The organism is Sinorhizobium arboris LMG 14919 (assembly GCF_000427465.1).
In the GTDB taxonomy this organism is placed as follows: domain Bacteria; phylum Pseudomonadota; class Alphaproteobacteria; order Rhizobiales; family Rhizobiaceae; genus Sinorhizobium; species Sinorhizobium arboris.
In genome coordinates this window covers 153,830-168,363 of record NZ_ATYB01000008.1, presented here as the reverse complement: position 1 = coordinate 168,363, position 14,534 = coordinate 153,830, and the positions used below count along the sequence as shown (strand labels likewise).

Genomic DNA, 14,534 nt, shown 5'->3' with positions numbered 1-14,534 from the left:
AGCCACCCGTCTGCCGCTACGAGCACCGGCGACATTTGGCGGATTAAACCCTCATCGCCCAGACCACGGCGTCAGCACCGCCGACCGCGGTCCAGCGTGCCCTGCGGAGTGGCCGGCGTGACCGTTCGACCGCACCGGGAAACACCTGGCGAATCTCGTCGGGAAACACTGGGAATGGTGGACCGGACCTGCGCATGGGGTCGTATTCGACAGTTACCAGCAGCAGCACGCCGCCCGGCTCCAGGAGGCTCCTCAAATGCCGGGCGTAGCGGCGTCGGTCCTGTGGCGGCAGTGCGACGAGAGCACCCCGGTCGAGCGCAGCAGCATATGTTCCGTCCAAGTCGAAGAAGTCCCCCTGAAGAATGGTGACTCCGCCGCCTCGCCAACGCATGAAAGCCCCGACAGCCGTACAGTCAGCCGCGATTTGGTGCTCGGCAAAGAAGGCTTCGCAGGCGATCGGCGAAATCTCGACGCCGACGACCTCGAATTTATGGGAAGCCAGCCAAGCCAGGTCGGGCGATTTCCCCGACATTGGCACCAAAACCTTGCACTCGGGCGGCACTTCGAGTTCGGGCCAATGCGTGGCGAGTAGTTGCCCTCGTTCGCCAGCGGTAAATGCGGCCCCACCGTTCGCCCAAATGGCGCGCCAAAACTCCGGGCCGTAACGCGATTCAGACATGCCGATTTCCTTCGCGACGCGGTGAAACCTAAGCTAGCATGTGGTGCGGGCTTGGTCAGTTGGCAATCGGCCCCCGGTGACAGTCTACGGAGGTCCGATGAGCGTGCGTATCACCCTGACCGACTCGCACATGCCTCCATCGGAGCAATTCCTGCGATTCATCGACGCGTGGCTCGCCGGCGGTGAATTTGATGGGTCGAGTTGGGCCATATACGGGCAAGAACGGCCCGAACGACTCGGTCGTCGGTTGTCACCCAGCGCGTCGCATCAATTGCGGCGGCGGATTGTCGATAATGACGCCGGTATGCGTCATCTTGGCAGGGCATATGAATTGTTCGTGGCACTGCTTATCGGGGATGTTGATGCAATCCGCGCTGTGCAGCAACGGTTCCGTTTCGTGCTCGTCGTCGGCGCTCCGCGCAGCGGAGGCAAATATCTGACCAAGGAACTGTTTCGCGCGCTCGGATACGATCCCGCTCGTGTGCCGGCGGTGCTCGCGCATGACGGGTTTCCAGAGGCCGCACCCTGGCGATTCGATCGTTCGGGTAACACATGGATCGAGAGCTTGCACACCATGGCCGAGTATCTCGCCATGGTGGAATTGTTTTTCACCGCCGCTGATCGGGGCGATTACGTCGTGGTTCCGAAGAAGGCGACGAAAGCCGCGTATGCGGCGGGCCTGTTCCAATCTGTTCTCGGTCTCGGTGGAGAAGGCATCATCACAATCCGCCACCCCGTCCCGGCGTGCATCTCTACGTTCGAAACGGCGGGAGGCCTGCCGACCGATGGTCGGTTCGTTCAGCGCGGAAACATCGAGCGACTGTGGGCACGGGATTTGATCAGCGCCGGCTTCAGCGACGTGGAGGTCGCTGACATGGACTACTTCGACGCGTATTTGCGTTACTGGGAAGACTACCATGTGCGTTTGGCAATGGGTGGCTACAACCTCACCCGCCGCTATCGAGTGGTGGCCTATGGCGCCGAGCGTTTCATGCGAGAGGCTCGGCGTAATGCCGAACTCTTGGGATCGTCGGGCCATGATGTCGAGGAGTTCCGGGTCTACGATCAGCGCGACCGCCATCCTGGATGGGTAGCGCGGGCAGAACCGGCGCTGTTGCGCGTCGCGGACCAGTGGGCGCGCGTCGGTATTGCGTTTCCTCTGGAAGAGCTGCTCGAGCGGTGGTGAGGAACAACCCTTCGCTATCTAGGGTGCTGCTCGCAAAACGCGGTGCTCGACGAGTGTCGCGACCAGACCAACCTTCTCGTCATCGGTGAGGTCACCTGGCAGCTCGCGAACGTAGAAGGCACCGGTGCGGGAAATGAATTCCAACGCGTCCCGCGCAATGTCGTTGACGACAACGTCGATTCTGCCACCCGGCCCCACAAGACTTGCCATTCCGTTCTCGGCCGACACTTGCGCGAGACCCGCGTTGTCGTTGATCACACGACGCGACAGCGACACCGATCGACTATCGAGCCAGATCTCGGGTAGCGGTTCGCCGAACAAGGATTCGTAGCGCGCGCGAAACCCCTCGAACGTGGACGGCTTGAGTTCCGGACGTCCCGGTGCCTCGGGTGCATTGCTCGGGTTGTGGTGAAGGTACTGTCCGAAAAACCGGTGGCAAAATTCGGCGTACTGGCTGGTGTATAAAATAAACTGATGCCAGACTTCATCGACGCGCGTAGAGTACATATTCCACGACACGCCCGTATCCGTGAATGATAAAACGAGAAACTTCTTCGCCTCAGTGAATAGCGCCTCTCCCTCTTCAGCAGAATCGACAATTCGATCTTTGACCAGCTTTTCGAGCAAGTAAGGGGCCTCGAAACGCAGGGCAAGCTCGTAGTTCGCCAGCGCCTCGTTTTCCGCCTGTGAGCCAAGTGTTTCCGGCGAGCCACTCACGGTCCGATCCCGATTGAGCGCGCCGCCACCACCTGGTTGCATGTCGACGTGCAACCGGGATGTGGTTCGCAGCTTGAGCAGGAGCACGACGCGCAGGTACTCATTACGCGCGGTCGCAACTGAATGTTTAACCGGCCCGCCTGCACCTCAACCAGACGTCCCGCCGCAGTTTGTGTCTGGTCGACATTGGTAGCCGACACGGTCACAGCGCCGGCTCCCCGCGGGCGCCGGGCTGACACTGTGTTGACCCGGTCGCCATGGCATACCAGCTCTGCGTCGGGCTTAACCCAAATCGTCGAGCCGCCGTACGGCAATAGCGATTCCGGAGCAGCGGCCGACGCAACAATGTCGCTACTATCTATTTCGATACTGAAACCAAGGTCTCCCAACGACGGGTACAGCCTTATCCGGCCGTCACCTTTATCTGGGCCAATATAGCCTCGCAATGCTCGAACGTTTGTGCCGACTTCAAGCAAGCGACCCAGCAGGGCATGGGCGCGCAATTGATCATTGTGTCTCTGATTTGCCATCTCGCAATCCTCCCCCTCAAAGTGAGGCATTCCCGAGAATAAAGGACAGCCTTATTGACCATTTATAGTAGTAATTCCCGACTATAGTTACCTTCGGTTACAATGTCTATGGCTGCACAGGCTGCGCGAATACGCCATGGCGGTCGTGAAGATGCAGGCTCACCGCAATGGCGGCGCGGTCGACGATCGCACCAGCAGCCTGGTCTGCAGAAGTTCGCATCGCGGCGGGCCGCCCTCGAAGACGATCCGGGCCGCAACCCGGCCTTTCTCGGTGCCCAAACCATCGACCGTCGTAAGCGGCGGATCGGCCTGCGCCGCTTCGGGTATGTCGTTGAAGCCGACGACGGAAAGGTCACCGGGCACGGAGCGGCCACGGCGACGGGCTTCCTCCATTATGGCGATCCCTTGCATGGCCGACATCGAGAGTATTGCAGTCGCGTCGGGCGCTACGTCGAGCATCATCCTTGCGGCTTCCCGCTCCCAAGGATGCGCTTGCACGATCGGCACGTCGTCAATCGCGATGCCGACCTCAGCGAGCGCGTCGGCATAGCCGCGCAATTTCTCCTGATCGAGCGGCATTCCCGCTACCTCGAGGCCCCGGGGACGGCCCGGTGGGTAGAACCGCGGCGGGCCGAAGTCCCGAAGGAACGAGATGATGCCGAACCGGCGGTGGCCGAGACTGGTGAGATGCTGCCCCGCGGCAAAGCAGCCGGCGCGGGCGTCCACGCGGACCGAACTGACGTCCGGCCCGGGGTCGACATCCATGACGGCGAAGGGAAGCTGGCGAAGCCGCGCCGACTCGATCTCTGCAAGGTGCTCAATTCGGCTGAGAATGAAGCCGTCCACCAGTGCGGTTCTGATGCCACCGTTCCCCATCTTGTCTGGAATGATGACGAGGTTCGCGCCGACTTCGTCGCAAACCTCGCCAATGCCGAGCAAGAACTGCCGGAAGACAGGATTTCCAAGTGAGTCGACAACACCCCAGCTGCCCGCCGGTACGACGCCGATGGCGTTGACCTTGCCGTCACGGAGCACCCGCCCCCTGGGGTTTGGACCATCGTATCCGAGTTGACGTGCCGCCGCCTCTACGCGGGCGCGTAGGGCAGGTTTCACCAGTTCGGGATGGTTGAAGACGTTTGAGACAGTGCCGCGAGATACTCCGGCGACCCTGCCCACATCGGCTAGCGTTGGCATTTGTGATCCACTCGTTCGCTTTCTGCAGATCATATCTTGGAGCGCTCCAAGTTTTTTGTTAGTGTAGCATAAAATTATCATGAATATGGCGCTTTGGAGCGCTCCAATTTTTTGCATGCGGCGCGTTTGACTGCGCTTTCGGCTCGTTCGTGCCGCGCCTGACCCGTCGCCCGATGCAGGAATTGCGCGGACGGGCGACGATCGGAGCAACGGAGATTGACGAGTGGTGGCCGCCGGCGTGACGGCTGACCGACGCCAAGCCAGCGGCTGCAGATCGGCGCGCGAGCGCTTTGTGAAGTCAGAAGTGCATTCCCTTCAACGTGGCCCCTTCATCAGGAGTGTCGTCATGAGCACCTTCTCCGAACCCATCTTCGATGTCGCCCAGCTCGCGCATGTCGAACTGCTGACGCCCGATTTTGATGGGACATTGTACTTTTTCAAAGATCTCATGGGCATGCAGGAAACCGAGCGGCACGACCGGTCGGCCTATCTGCGCGGCTACGAGGAGCAGTATCATCACTCGCTGAAGGTGACAGAGGCGCAGCATGCCGGCCTCGGGCACGTTGCCTGGCGGACACGCAGCCCGCAGGCTCTGGAACGCCGTGTTGCGGCGATCGAGGCCGCCGGGCTCGGGCGAGGCTGGATCGACGGCGATGTCGGCCATGGCCGTGCCTTCAGCTTCGAAACACCCGAGGGGCACCCGATGGAGCTGCTGTGGGATGTCGACTATGTCACCGTGCCATCCGGGCAGGAAACGCCATTGCACAACCGGCCGCAAAAACGTCCGCCGAACGGCGTTCCGGTTCGCCGTATCGATCACCTGAACGTGATGGCCGCCAACACCGGGGTGTGCCGCGACTTCATGGTCGACGTGCTGGGCTTCCGCGAGCGTGAGCGGGTCGTCGGTGACGATGGGGGACCGGTGATCGCGAGCTGGCTCAGCGTGACGAACCTGTCGCACGACATCGCAATTGTGCCGGAGCCGACGGAGATGCGCGGACGCTTCCACCACGTCTGTTTCCACTATATCTCAGTGCAGCATCTCTTCGACCTGGCGGAGCTGGCAAAAGAAGCCGGCATTTCGATCGAGCATGGACCGGGCCGGCACGGCATCGGCGGGGCGACGTTCCTCTACATGCTGGAACCGGGAGGCAACCGCGTCGAGGTCATGGGTGATCCCGGCTATATGATCTTCGACCCGGCCTGGAGGACAGTGGTATGGGAGGCATCCAAAATCGCCGATGGCGTGGTCTGGAGCGGCTCGCCGGTGCCGGACTCCTTCTGGGTCTATGGAACACCTCCGGCCCAGAACCGGCAGGCCACACCAAACGAGGCGGCTGCGTGAGCATCCCTCCCACGTTGCGGGATGACTAAATTCCGGATCGCTGATCCCTGGAAGGCCGACCCGGTTACCGCTACCGATTGCGGGCGGCCTGTGCCGGACGAGCTCGAATGCCGGTTCGCCGATCGCTGCTTCACACGAGGCGAGCCGAGGAAACTACTCGGCAGCCTTCCGTCGGGCGAGAGAGACGTCGGTCGTGTAGTTTTCGCGCATGAAATCCATGAAGTTCTGCTGGAACTGGCGCGTATGGGCATGGGCCAACTCGTCGGCAAGGTCGACATTCTTCGCACGGATCGCCTCAAGCATCTGATTGTGCTCGTCGGTCAGGAGATAGCCTTCATGCGTCCGCTCCAGATATTCGAAGTGCAGATGGAGCATGCGCTGGCCCTGATTGAGCAGCCGCTCGTAGAACGAGGCCAGATAGGGGTTCTTGCCGGCGCGGGCGATGGCCATGTGGAACTGCTTGTTCGCTTCCGACATCTGCAGGTGATTGCCGGTCTTCACGGCCGCTTCGAATTCCTTCTGACGCTTGGTGATCGCCTTAAGGTCCGCCTCGGTGCGCAGTTCCGCCGCAAGCCGGGTATTCATCCGCTGCGCGATGTCCAGCGCTTCGACATATTTCGGAAAGGTCGCGACCTCGATCGGCGCGACGATCGTGCTGCGGTTCGAGAGCGTTACGACGAGGTCCTCGCCGGCGAGCCGGATCAGCGCCTCGCGCACCGGTGAGCGGGACATGTCGAACCGCTCCGCGAGCGAGTTCTCGTCGAGAAGCTGACCGGGGGCGAGCGTCAGCGCGAGTATTTCGTTCCTGAGCGTCTCATAGACACTTTTCCACCCGGTGCCCTTGGCCCGCTTGGTTTCTGTTTCGTCAGACACTTACGTCCCTTTCCCATCATCCAGCTCATAACGCCAGAATGCACCCGCCAAGACAATGTAGATTTTCCACTTGACAATGTCGACACTGAGACGACATTAATTATCATGTCGACACTGAGACGACACCTAGAACAGCGAAGATCGGCTCCAAGCCGACGAGAGGAACCGCGCGCACGGCGCGCACGTCAAACAGAGGAAATGACGATGCTATCGAAGATGCTTTCGCCCTTACTCCGGGCGCTGCCTGCGCTTGCCCTGATCACCGGTCTTTCCAGCACGGCCGCTTCCGCCCAAACCGCCGAAGGCTATTGGCAGGGCGTGCAGAAGGCGGGCGTCCTGCGCTGCGGTGCGGCTGTCGCTCCGCCCTATGTCATGCGCGATCCGGCGAGTGGCGAATATTCCGGCTTCTTCGCGGATCTCTGCCGTGAATTCGCCGATACGCTGAAGGTCAAGCCGGAATTCGTCGATACGACCTGGGACAACATCGTCGCCGGTCTGCAGGCGGGAAAATGGGATGTCTCGCTCGCGCTGAACAGGACGCCGGCCCGCGCCATGGCCGTGCAGTTCTCTGTTCCCGCGATGGAGTACCAGATCTCGCTCGCCTACAATAAGGAGAACCCAAAGATCCCGGCCGGCGCGACATCGGTTGCCGACATCGACAAGAAGGACGTGACGCTGGCGGTCATGTCGGGCACCGCCCAGGACAAGGCGATCACCGCTGCGGTCAAGAACGCAACGATCCTCCGCCTGCCGGGCAACGATGAAACGCGCCTGGCCGTCGTCTCCCGGCGTGCAGACATGCTCGTCGATGCTTCGGACACCAACCAGCTTTTCACCCAATCGAATCCCGATTGGGCCGTGGCGATCAATCCGAAGCCGGCGCTGGCCAAGCAGGGCGTTGCCTTCGGCCTGCCGCATCAATTGTCAGCCGCCGATGTCGAGGTCGTGAACATATTCCTCGAGGAAAGGGTCGCGACCGGTCACGTTGATGAACTGATCCGCAAGGCCGTCGATCAGGTGCTGAAGAGCACTCAGTGACGATAGCCTGGCCGGGCCTGCGGCCATCGTTCGCCCGGCCACTCTCATCCCTCTTTGACCAGCGAGATCGGCAATGACCATGTCCTTCAGTGCCCCCCTTGTCAAAATACAGTCCCTTCACAAGAGCTATGGGCCGCATATCCAGGTCCTCAAAGGACTCGACATCGAGATGAAGCCTGGCGAAAGGGTCGTGGTCATCGGCCCGAGCGGCGGTGGCAAGAGCACGCTGCTGCGCGTCATGATGGGCCTCGAGAAGATCGACAGCGGCTCGATCAGCTTCGGCGGCAAGCCCTATATCTCGTCGGAGGGAGCCGACAGGAAAACCCTCATCGACACCGAGGTGCGGCGGTCGATCGGCATGGTGTTCCAGCACTACACGCTGTTTCCGCATCTCAACGTCATCCAGAACCTGATTCTCGCGCCCTGCAAGGTGCGCGGTGAAAACAAGGCCAGTGCCACAAAGCGCGCCCAAGCGCTGCTCGAACGATTTGGCCTCGGCGCCAAGGCTAAGGCGTATCCCGCGCAGCTATCTGGCGGACAGAAACAGCGCGTGGCGATCGCCCGCGCCCTGATGCTCGATCCGAAGCTGATGTTGTTCGATGAGGTGACGTCCGCTCTCGATCCCGAACTCGTCGCCGAGGTCGAGCAGGTGATCCTGCAGCTCGCCCGCCAGGACATGCCGATGATGATCGTCACCCACGACATGTGGTTTGCGAAGAACATCGCCTCGCGCGTCATCTTCTGCGCCGGCGGCGTGGTCGTCGAGGATGGCCCGCCGGAGCAGGTGCTCGGCTCCCCCAAGGAAGAGCGCACCCGCGAGTTCATCGACCGCGTCTTCCATATCCGGCACTAGGAGGGGGAGATGGGTTACGCCTTCGATTTCCACTCCATCTCCTTCGGCCCGCTTTGGGAAGGGCTGATTGTCACGCTGCAGTTGACGGGAGCCGCCAACCTGATCGGCATCGTGCTCGGCTTTCCGCTGGCGCTTCTCATCATGAGCCGCTTCGCGCCGATCCGCCTGCCTGCCATGCTGTTCGTCGAGTTCTTCCGTTGCACGCCGGCGATCGTACAGATCGTCTGGTTCTTCTACTGCGTGCCGATGCTGTTCAACGTCTTTCTCGGCTCGATGACGATGGGCATCCTGGCGCTCGGCTTCAACCTGATGGCCTTCAATGCAGAGGCCTATCGCGCCGCGATCCAGGCCGTTCCGCGCGAGCAGCTCGATGCCGGCATTGCGCTCGGCCTCAATCCGCTGCAGCGCACCCTCTATATCGTGCTGCCGACGGCGGTGCGTGCGTCGATACCGGTCTTGCTTACGAATGGCATCGGCATCTTCCAGCAGACCGCGCTGGTCGCGATCGTCGCCGTGCAGGACCTCATGTACCAGGCGAAGACGTTGGCGACGGAGACCTATCGGCCGATCGAGACCTTCACCATCGTCGCGCTCGTCTACTTCGCCGTCTCGTTCCCGGTCTCGCAGATCGTCGGCTATCTCGAACGCCGCCGCCAACTGATGATGAGCTGAGGAGAAGACGCATGGCCCTCGACTTCTCCATCGTTCTTCGCTTCCAGGAAGCCCTCGCGCTCGGTCTCTGGATGACCATCAAGCTGACGCTGATCTGCGTCGTCCTCGGCTGCAGCCTCGGCTTTTTGATCGGCCTCGCCCGGACCTCGCGAAGCACTCTCCTGCGCGCGGTCTCCAGCGTCTATGTCGAGTTCTTCCGCGGCACGCCGGTGCTCGTCCAGCTCTTCTGGATCTTCTTCTGCCTGCCGCTGATCCTCGGCGTCGAACTCTCCAATTTTGCCTCCGGTGTTATCGCACTGACGCTCTACATGGGTGCGATCACCAGCGAGACGTTTCGCGCCTCGCTGAAGTCGATCGGTGCCGAGCAGCTCGACGCCTGCGTCGCGCTCGGCCTGCCGCGGCGCGTCGAGGTGACGAGCGTCATCCTGCCTCAGGCGGTGCTGCGCGCCGTCCCCACGCTGCTGTCGAACTGCGTCAGCCTGTTCAAGGAAAGCGCGCTCGTTTCGGCCGTCGGCATGGCCGATCTGATGTTCGTCGGCCAGAACATTTCCAACAACACGGCACGCCCCGTCGAAGTTCTCACGGTCGTCGCCCTCATCTACTTCGTCATCGCTTTCCCGCTCACCCGTGCAGTGACGCTCGTCGAGCGGCGCATGCTCGCCAAGCTCGCGATCTGAACCGAATTCTTTCGAAAGGAGACCTTCCATGAAACTCTCTGGCGTCATGCCCGCCCTCGTCACGCCGTTCGACGCGAACAACAGGGTCGACTTCAAGGCTTTTGAAAAGCTTCTGGCACATCTGCGGGAGGCCGGCGTCACCGGCTGGGTTCCGAACGGATCGACCGGAGAGTATTTCAGCCAGTCCAGGGAAGAGCGCCGCGACGTGCTGCAATTCGTCAAGGATTTTGCCCGACCGGGCGAAATCCTGGTCGCAGGTACCAATGCGCCTGCCACCCGCGAAGTCATTGAGGACACGGCGATCGCCAAGGACATCGGCTATGACACTGTGCTGCTCGCTCCGCCGTTCTATACCCGTCCCACGCAGACCGAACTGATCCGGCACTACGAGACCGTGCTCGGTGCTGTCGATGTGAACCTGGTTCTCTATTCCTATCCGGCCAAGGATGGCTCGGACATCAGTTTCGAGCTGATGGATCATTTCGCCGACAATCCGCGCGTGATCGGAATCAAGGAAAGCTCGGGGGTATTGCAGCGCGCAATCGACATCGCCAGCCGCTACGAAGGCCGCATTCAACTGGTCTCCGGCTCCGATGACATCGCGCTCGACTTCATGTTCTGGGGGGCTGAGGGCTGGATTTGCGGGCCTTCGAACTGCATGGCCAAGGCTTGCTGCGACCTCGACCGAACGTTCAGATCCGGCGATCTCGACAAGGCACGTGCGCAGATGAAAACGCTCTTTCGGGCGATGAACATCCTCGAAAGCGGCAAGTTCGTACAAAAGATCAAATATGGCTGCGAGCTTCAGGGTTTGCCCCTCGGTGAGTGCCGCGCGCCACTCGGCCCGCTGACCGACGATGAAAAGGCCGAGTTCCGGGCGGCGATGCAGCCGATCCTGAACTGGTAAGCGCCGCGGGAGGGTGAGAATAGCCTCATAGTATCCAAGCCCGCTTTCGAGGACAGGTCGTGTCTACCATCGCAGTCGTCGGCGCCGGCATCATCGGCGTCACCATCGCCTTTGAACTGCAGCGTCGCGGCCGGAGCGTCGTGCTGATCGACCGGGAACGCCCCGGCAAGGGCGCCTCTTATGGCAACATGGCATCGATCGCGGTCACCGAGTTCATGCCCGCCTCGCGACCTTCGGTCTGGGCGCAGATGCCGAAATGGCTGATCGATCCGGAGGGGCCGGTGCGCATCCGGCCCTCCTATATGCCGAAGCTCGCGCCTTGGTTTCTCCGGTTTCTCGAGGCGAGCCGGCCATCGCGCGTGAAGGAACTAGAGGCAGCCGGTGCAGTGCTGTGCCGCCGCGTCTACGACGACCTTCTGCCTCTGCTCGAAGCGGCGAATCTCGCGGACATGCTGACGGAGGAAGGTTGCCTCAGTCTCTATGCGGACGAAGCCGAGTTCAGGGCGGATCGGGAGCATATCGCGGTGCTCGAGCGCTTCGGCTTCCGCCACGAGATCCTCGGCGGCACTACAATCCGCGATCTTGAGCCCGCCTTGACTTCGAAAATCGCAAAGGCAGTGCTCTTTCCGGACAACCGCTCCATCCGCGACCCCTATCGGTTGGCCGTAAAGGTCAGCGAGAAATTCTTGTCGCTCGGCGGCAGGATCGAACAGGGCGAGGTCGTCGGCTTCGATCACAGCGATCGCGTCGAAGCTGTGCGTCTCAAGGACGGCCGTTCGATCGACGCCTCGGAAATCGTGCTTTGCGCTGGCGCCTATACGGGCAAGCTGTCGCGGCTGCTCGACGAGGCGATTCCGCTCGAAACCGAGCGCGGCTACCACACGCAGATCATGGCGCCGGGCATTTCGATGCGCCACTCGATTATCTGGCCCGCGCGCGCCTTCATGGTCACGCCGACGGCCGGCGGCATCCGCGTCGGCGGCACGGTGGAGATGGCGGGGCTCGATGCCGCTCCGGACTACCGGCGCGCCAAAGTTCTGGTGAAACGCGCGCAAGAGGCGCTGCCGGGTCTTCAGATAGGCGAGGCCACGGAGTGGATGGGCCATCGGCCGGCGCTCCCGGATACGGTGCCGATCATCAGTCCCTCCGCGAAACATCGGGGCGTCTTCTATGCTACCGGTCACGGGCATCTGGGCCTGACTTATGCAGCGACGACCGCCCGGCTGATGGGCGACCTCGTTACCGGCGCCAAGCCTCCGATCGATCTCAAACCCTACCGCGTCGACCGGTTCTAGTCGCCGAGCCGATCGACGCAAAGGAATGGAGCGAACAATGCGAAACGAACTCTATATCGATGGAAAATGGGTGGCGCCGGTCAAGGGCGGGACTTTCGAGATCGTCAATCCCGCGACGGAAGAAGTGATCCACAAAGCAGCGGCGGCGAGCGCCGAGGACGTGGACATCGCCGTGAAGGCCGCACGCCGCGCCTTCGACAAGGATGGTTGGCCGAAGCTTTCCGGCCGCGAACGCGCCCGTTATCTCAGGGCAATCGCCGACGGCATTCGGGCGCGGCAGGCGGAGATCGCTCGGGTGGAGGTGATCGACAACGGCAAGCCGTTCCCCGAGGCGGACTGGGATGTCGCCGACGCGGCCGGATGCTTCGATTTTTACGCCGGGCTTGCCGAACAGCTCGATAACAATCCGGATGAGCCAATCGTGCTCGCCGACGCCCGCTTCACCTCCAAGGCGGTCAAGGAGCCGATCGGCGTCGCCGGTGCAATCATCCCTTGGAACTATCCGCTCCTGATGGCGGCCTGGAAGGTGGCGCCGGCTCTTGCGGCGGGCTGCACGGTCGTGCTGAAGCCGGCCGAAGTCACCTCGCTGACCGCGCTCGAACTCGCGGCGATCGCCGACGAGGTGGGCCTGCCGCCGGGCGTCCTCAACATTGTCACTGGTTCCGGCTCGGTCGCCGGACAGGCGATCATCGACCACAAGCAGGTCGACAAGCTCGCTTTCACCGGTTCCGGCCCGGTCGGCTCGAAGATCATGGCGGCGGCGGCTCGCGACATCAAACGAGTCAGCCTTGAACTCGGCGGCAAGTCGCCCTTCGTCGTTTTCGACGATGCGGACATAGACGAGGCCGTCGAATGGATCATGTTCGGCATCTTCTGGAACCAGGGGCAGGTCTGCTCGGCGACCTCGCGAGTTCTCGTGCAGGAGGGAATTTACGACCGCCTGCTGGCGCGGCTCGTCGATGAAACCAAGAAAATCAGGATCGGCAACGGCCTTGAAGAGGGCGTGCTGCTCGGACCGCTGGTCTCCAAGCGCCAGCACGAGCAGGTCGTCGCGGCGATCGAGGCGGCGAAAGCGGCCGGTGCGACAGTCGCCTGCGGCGGCCAACGGCCGGAAGGCTTCGACAAGGGCTACTATCTCGAGCCGACGATCCTCACCGACGTTCCCTTGGAGAGCGACGCCTGGCGCGAGGAGATCTTCGGTCCTGTCCTTTGTATCCGACCGTTCTCGACGGAAGAGGAAGCGATAGAGCTTGCCAATGATTCCCGCTTCGGTCTCGCCGCGGCGGTCATGTCGAAGGACGATGTCCGTGCCGAGCGGGTTGCGGCGGCCTTCCGCGCCGGCATCGTCTGGATCAACTGCTCGCAGCCGACTTTCACCGAAGCGCCCTGGGGCGGCTACAAGGAATCCGGCATCGGCCGCGAACTCGGCCGCTGGGGTCTCGAAAACTATCTCGAGACGAAGCAGATCACCAAATATGTCAGCAAGGATCCGTGGAGCTGGTACATCAAGCCGGCGGAGCGGGCGTGATGAACTGGGACCGTTCGCTCGACCTGCTGTTGGTCCACTGCCAAGGCGAGATCGGCAAGGTGATCGTCGGGGGTGCGCCGGAAATTCCCGGCGCAACCCTGCTCGACAAGATGAACCACATCAACAATATCGACGACAGCCTCCGTCGCTTCGTGACCTTCGAACCGCGCGCCAGCGTCGCCATGTCGGTCAACCTGCTCGTCGCTCCGACTAGACCCGATGCGGATGCCGGCTTCATCGTACTGCAGGCGGATCGTGCCCATCCGATGTCCGGCAGCAACTGCATCTGCGTCGTGACCGCTCTGCTTGAAAGCGGCCGCGTTCCGATGCAGGAGCCCGAGACGATTGTCCGGCTCGACACGCCCGCCGGGCTGATCGTTGCACGTGCTACATGCCGGGACGGCCGCTGCCTCTCGGTGAGCCTCGACAACGTGCCGAGTTTCGCCGAGGCTCTGGACCGGAAGATCGAGACGCCGCGCTGGGGGCGCATCAAGGCGGATATCGCCTTCGGTGGCGTCTATTACGCGATCGTCGACGTCGATCAGATCGGCGTCGGTATCGCACCGGGCCACGCGCGCTATCTCGCCGAGGCGGGGATGGAGCTGAAGTCGCTTCTGACCGAGCAGGTGACGGTGAAGCACCCGGAACTCAGCGGCGTCGACGAGATTGCTTACGTGATGTTCCGCGGCCGAGAGCCTGACGGTGCGGTCCGCACCTGCACGACGCTGAAGCCCGGCCGGGTCGATCGCTCGCCCTGTGGGACGGGAAGCTCGGCAAACCTGGCGACGCTCTACGCACGCGGCGCTGTCGCCGTCGGAGATCGGCGAACTTCGCGCTCGATCATCGGTGGCGAGTTCATCGCAGAGGTGATCGGTGCCGCCGAAGTCGGCGGGCGGCCCGCCGTGCTGCCGCGGATCACCGGCCGAGCTTGGATCTACGGTCGCGAACAACTCCGTATATCCACGGATGACCCGTTCAAATCCGGCTTTGCGCTCTCTGACACCTGGGGACCGCAGGTCGATATGCTGGACTGAAGGAGC

General features: G+C 62.2%; 14 protein-coding genes. 10 read left to right on the top strand and 4 right to left on the bottom strand.

Annotation, left to right across the window (positions count from 1 at the left end):
* Positions 1-43 precede the first annotated feature (43 nt).
* Positions 44-679, bottom strand: coding sequence for a class I SAM-dependent methyltransferase (locus tag SINAR_RS01000000132930; RefSeq protein WP_050577407.1), 636 nt, complete (start codon positions 677-679; stop codon positions 44-46).
* Positions 680-776: 97 nt separating this feature from the next.
* Here SINAR_RS01000000132930 and SINAR_RS0101565 point away from each other — a divergent pair, with 97 nt between their 5' ends.
* A complete protein-coding gene (locus tag SINAR_RS0101565) occupies positions 777-1,865 on the top strand; it encodes a hypothetical protein (RefSeq protein WP_150851975.1) in 1,089 nt (362 codons plus the stop codon).
* Between the two features lie 18 nt (positions 1,866-1,883).
* Here SINAR_RS0101565 and SINAR_RS1000000134640 read toward each other — a convergent pair whose 3' ends face one another.
* Positions 1,884-2,669, bottom strand: a complete 786-nt coding sequence (locus SINAR_RS1000000134640; protein ID WP_027997404.1) for a glycine-rich domain-containing protein — start codon at positions 2,667-2,669, stop codon at positions 1,884-1,886.
* A 602-nt stretch (positions 2,670-3,271) separates the two neighbouring features.
* Positions 3,272-4,306 carry a LacI family DNA-binding transcriptional regulator gene (locus SINAR_RS0101550; protein ID WP_027997402.1) on the bottom strand — a complete coding sequence of 345 codons (1,035 nt, stop codon included), beginning with the start codon at positions 4,304-4,306 and terminating at the stop codon, positions 3,272-3,274.
* Between the two features lie 346 nt (positions 4,307-4,652).
* Between SINAR_RS0101550 and SINAR_RS0101545 the strand changes: the two genes are divergently transcribed.
* Positions 4,653-5,651: a VOC family protein gene (locus SINAR_RS0101545; RefSeq protein ID WP_027997401.1), complete on the top strand. Its 999-nt coding sequence runs from the start codon at positions 4,653-4,655 to the stop codon at positions 5,649-5,651.
* 153 nt (positions 5,652-5,804) lie between these two features.
* Here the strand turns inward: SINAR_RS0101545 and SINAR_RS0101540 are convergent, their stop codons facing one another.
* Positions 5,805-6,524 (bottom strand): GntR family transcriptional regulator, encoded by a 720-nt coding sequence (locus tag SINAR_RS0101540; RefSeq protein ID WP_027997400.1) that lies wholly within the window; start codon positions 6,522-6,524, stop codon positions 5,805-5,807.
* Between the two features lie 204 nt (positions 6,525-6,728).
* Between SINAR_RS0101540 and SINAR_RS0101535 the strand changes: the two genes are divergently transcribed.
* From SINAR_RS0101535 to SINAR_RS0101500, 8 genes are all read left to right on the top strand, one after another.
* Positions 6,729-7,562 carry a substrate-binding periplasmic protein gene (locus tag SINAR_RS0101535; protein WP_027997399.1) on the top strand — a complete coding sequence of 278 codons (834 nt, stop codon included), beginning with the start codon at positions 6,729-6,731 and terminating at the stop codon, positions 7,560-7,562.
* Between the two features lie 73 nt (positions 7,563-7,635).
* Positions 7,636-8,415, top strand: coding sequence for an amino acid ABC transporter ATP-binding protein (locus SINAR_RS0101530; RefSeq protein WP_033056922.1), 780 nt, complete (start codon positions 7,636-7,638; stop codon positions 8,413-8,415).
* Between the two features lie 9 nt (positions 8,416-8,424).
* Entirely contained in the window at positions 8,425-9,087 is a 663-nt protein-coding gene (locus SINAR_RS0101525) for an amino acid ABC transporter permease (protein WP_027997397.1), read from the top strand.
* A gap of 11 nt (positions 9,088-9,098) precedes the next feature.
* Positions 9,099-9,764: an amino acid ABC transporter permease gene (locus SINAR_RS0101520; RefSeq protein ID WP_027997396.1), complete on the top strand. Its 666-nt coding sequence runs from the start codon at positions 9,099-9,101 to the stop codon at positions 9,762-9,764.
* A gap of 28 nt (positions 9,765-9,792) precedes the next feature.
* Entirely contained in the window at positions 9,793-10,671 is an 879-nt protein-coding gene (locus SINAR_RS0101515; RefSeq protein WP_027997395.1) for a dihydrodipicolinate synthase family protein, read from the top strand.
* 59 nt (positions 10,672-10,730) lie between these two features.
* On the top strand, positions 10,731-11,966 hold the full coding sequence (locus SINAR_RS0101510) for an NAD(P)/FAD-dependent oxidoreductase (protein ID WP_027997394.1): 1,236 nt from the start codon (positions 10,731-10,733) through the stop codon (positions 11,964-11,966).
* A 37-nt stretch (positions 11,967-12,003) separates the two neighbouring features.
* Positions 12,004-13,494, top strand: coding sequence for an aldehyde dehydrogenase family protein (locus SINAR_RS0101505; RefSeq protein ID WP_027997393.1), 1,491 nt, complete (start codon positions 12,004-12,006; stop codon positions 13,492-13,494).
* Complete coding sequence (locus SINAR_RS0101500; protein WP_027997392.1) at positions 13,494-14,528, top strand: proline racemase family protein; 1,035 nt, start codon at positions 13,494-13,496, stop codon at positions 14,526-14,528. The genes SINAR_RS0101505 and SINAR_RS0101500 overlap by 1 nt, the downstream gene beginning before the upstream one ends.
* Positions 14,529-14,534 lie beyond the last annotated feature (6 nt).

Bases quoted from the DNA above. Each gene is read 5' to 3' on its own strand.
- SINAR_RS01000000132930 (WP_050577407.1), bottom strand. From the start codon at position 679: ATGTCTGAATCGCGTTACGGCCCGGAGTTTTGGCGCGCCATTTGGGCG.
- SINAR_RS0101565 (WP_150851975.1), top strand. From the start codon at position 777: ATGAGCGTGCGTATCACCCTGACCGACTCGCACATGCCTCCATCGGAG.
- SINAR_RS0101550 (WP_027997402.1), bottom strand. From the start codon at position 4,306: ATGCCAACGCTAGCCGATGTGGGCAGGGTCGCCGGAGTATCTCGCGGC.
- SINAR_RS0101545 (WP_027997401.1), top strand. From the start codon at position 4,653: ATGAGCACCTTCTCCGAACCCATCTTCGATGTCGCCCAGCTCGCGCAT.
- SINAR_RS0101535 (WP_027997399.1), top strand. From the start codon at position 6,729: ATGCTATCGAAGATGCTTTCGCCCTTACTCCGGGCGCTGCCTGCGCTT.
- SINAR_RS0101530 (WP_033056922.1), top strand. From the start codon at position 7,636: ATGACCATGTCCTTCAGTGCCCCCCTTGTCAAAATACAGTCCCTTCAC.
- SINAR_RS0101525 (WP_027997397.1), top strand. From the start codon at position 8,425: ATGGGTTACGCCTTCGATTTCCACTCCATCTCCTTCGGCCCGCTTTGG.
- SINAR_RS0101520 (WP_027997396.1), top strand. From the start codon at position 9,099: ATGGCCCTCGACTTCTCCATCGTTCTTCGCTTCCAGGAAGCCCTCGCG.
- SINAR_RS0101515 (WP_027997395.1), top strand. From the start codon at position 9,793: ATGAAACTCTCTGGCGTCATGCCCGCCCTCGTCACGCCGTTCGACGCG.
- SINAR_RS0101505 (WP_027997393.1), top strand. From the start codon at position 12,004: ATGCGAAACGAACTCTATATCGATGGAAAATGGGTGGCGCCGGTCAAG.
- SINAR_RS0101500 (WP_027997392.1), top strand. From the start codon at position 13,494: ATGAACTGGGACCGTTCGCTCGACCTGCTGTTGGTCCACTGCCAAGGC.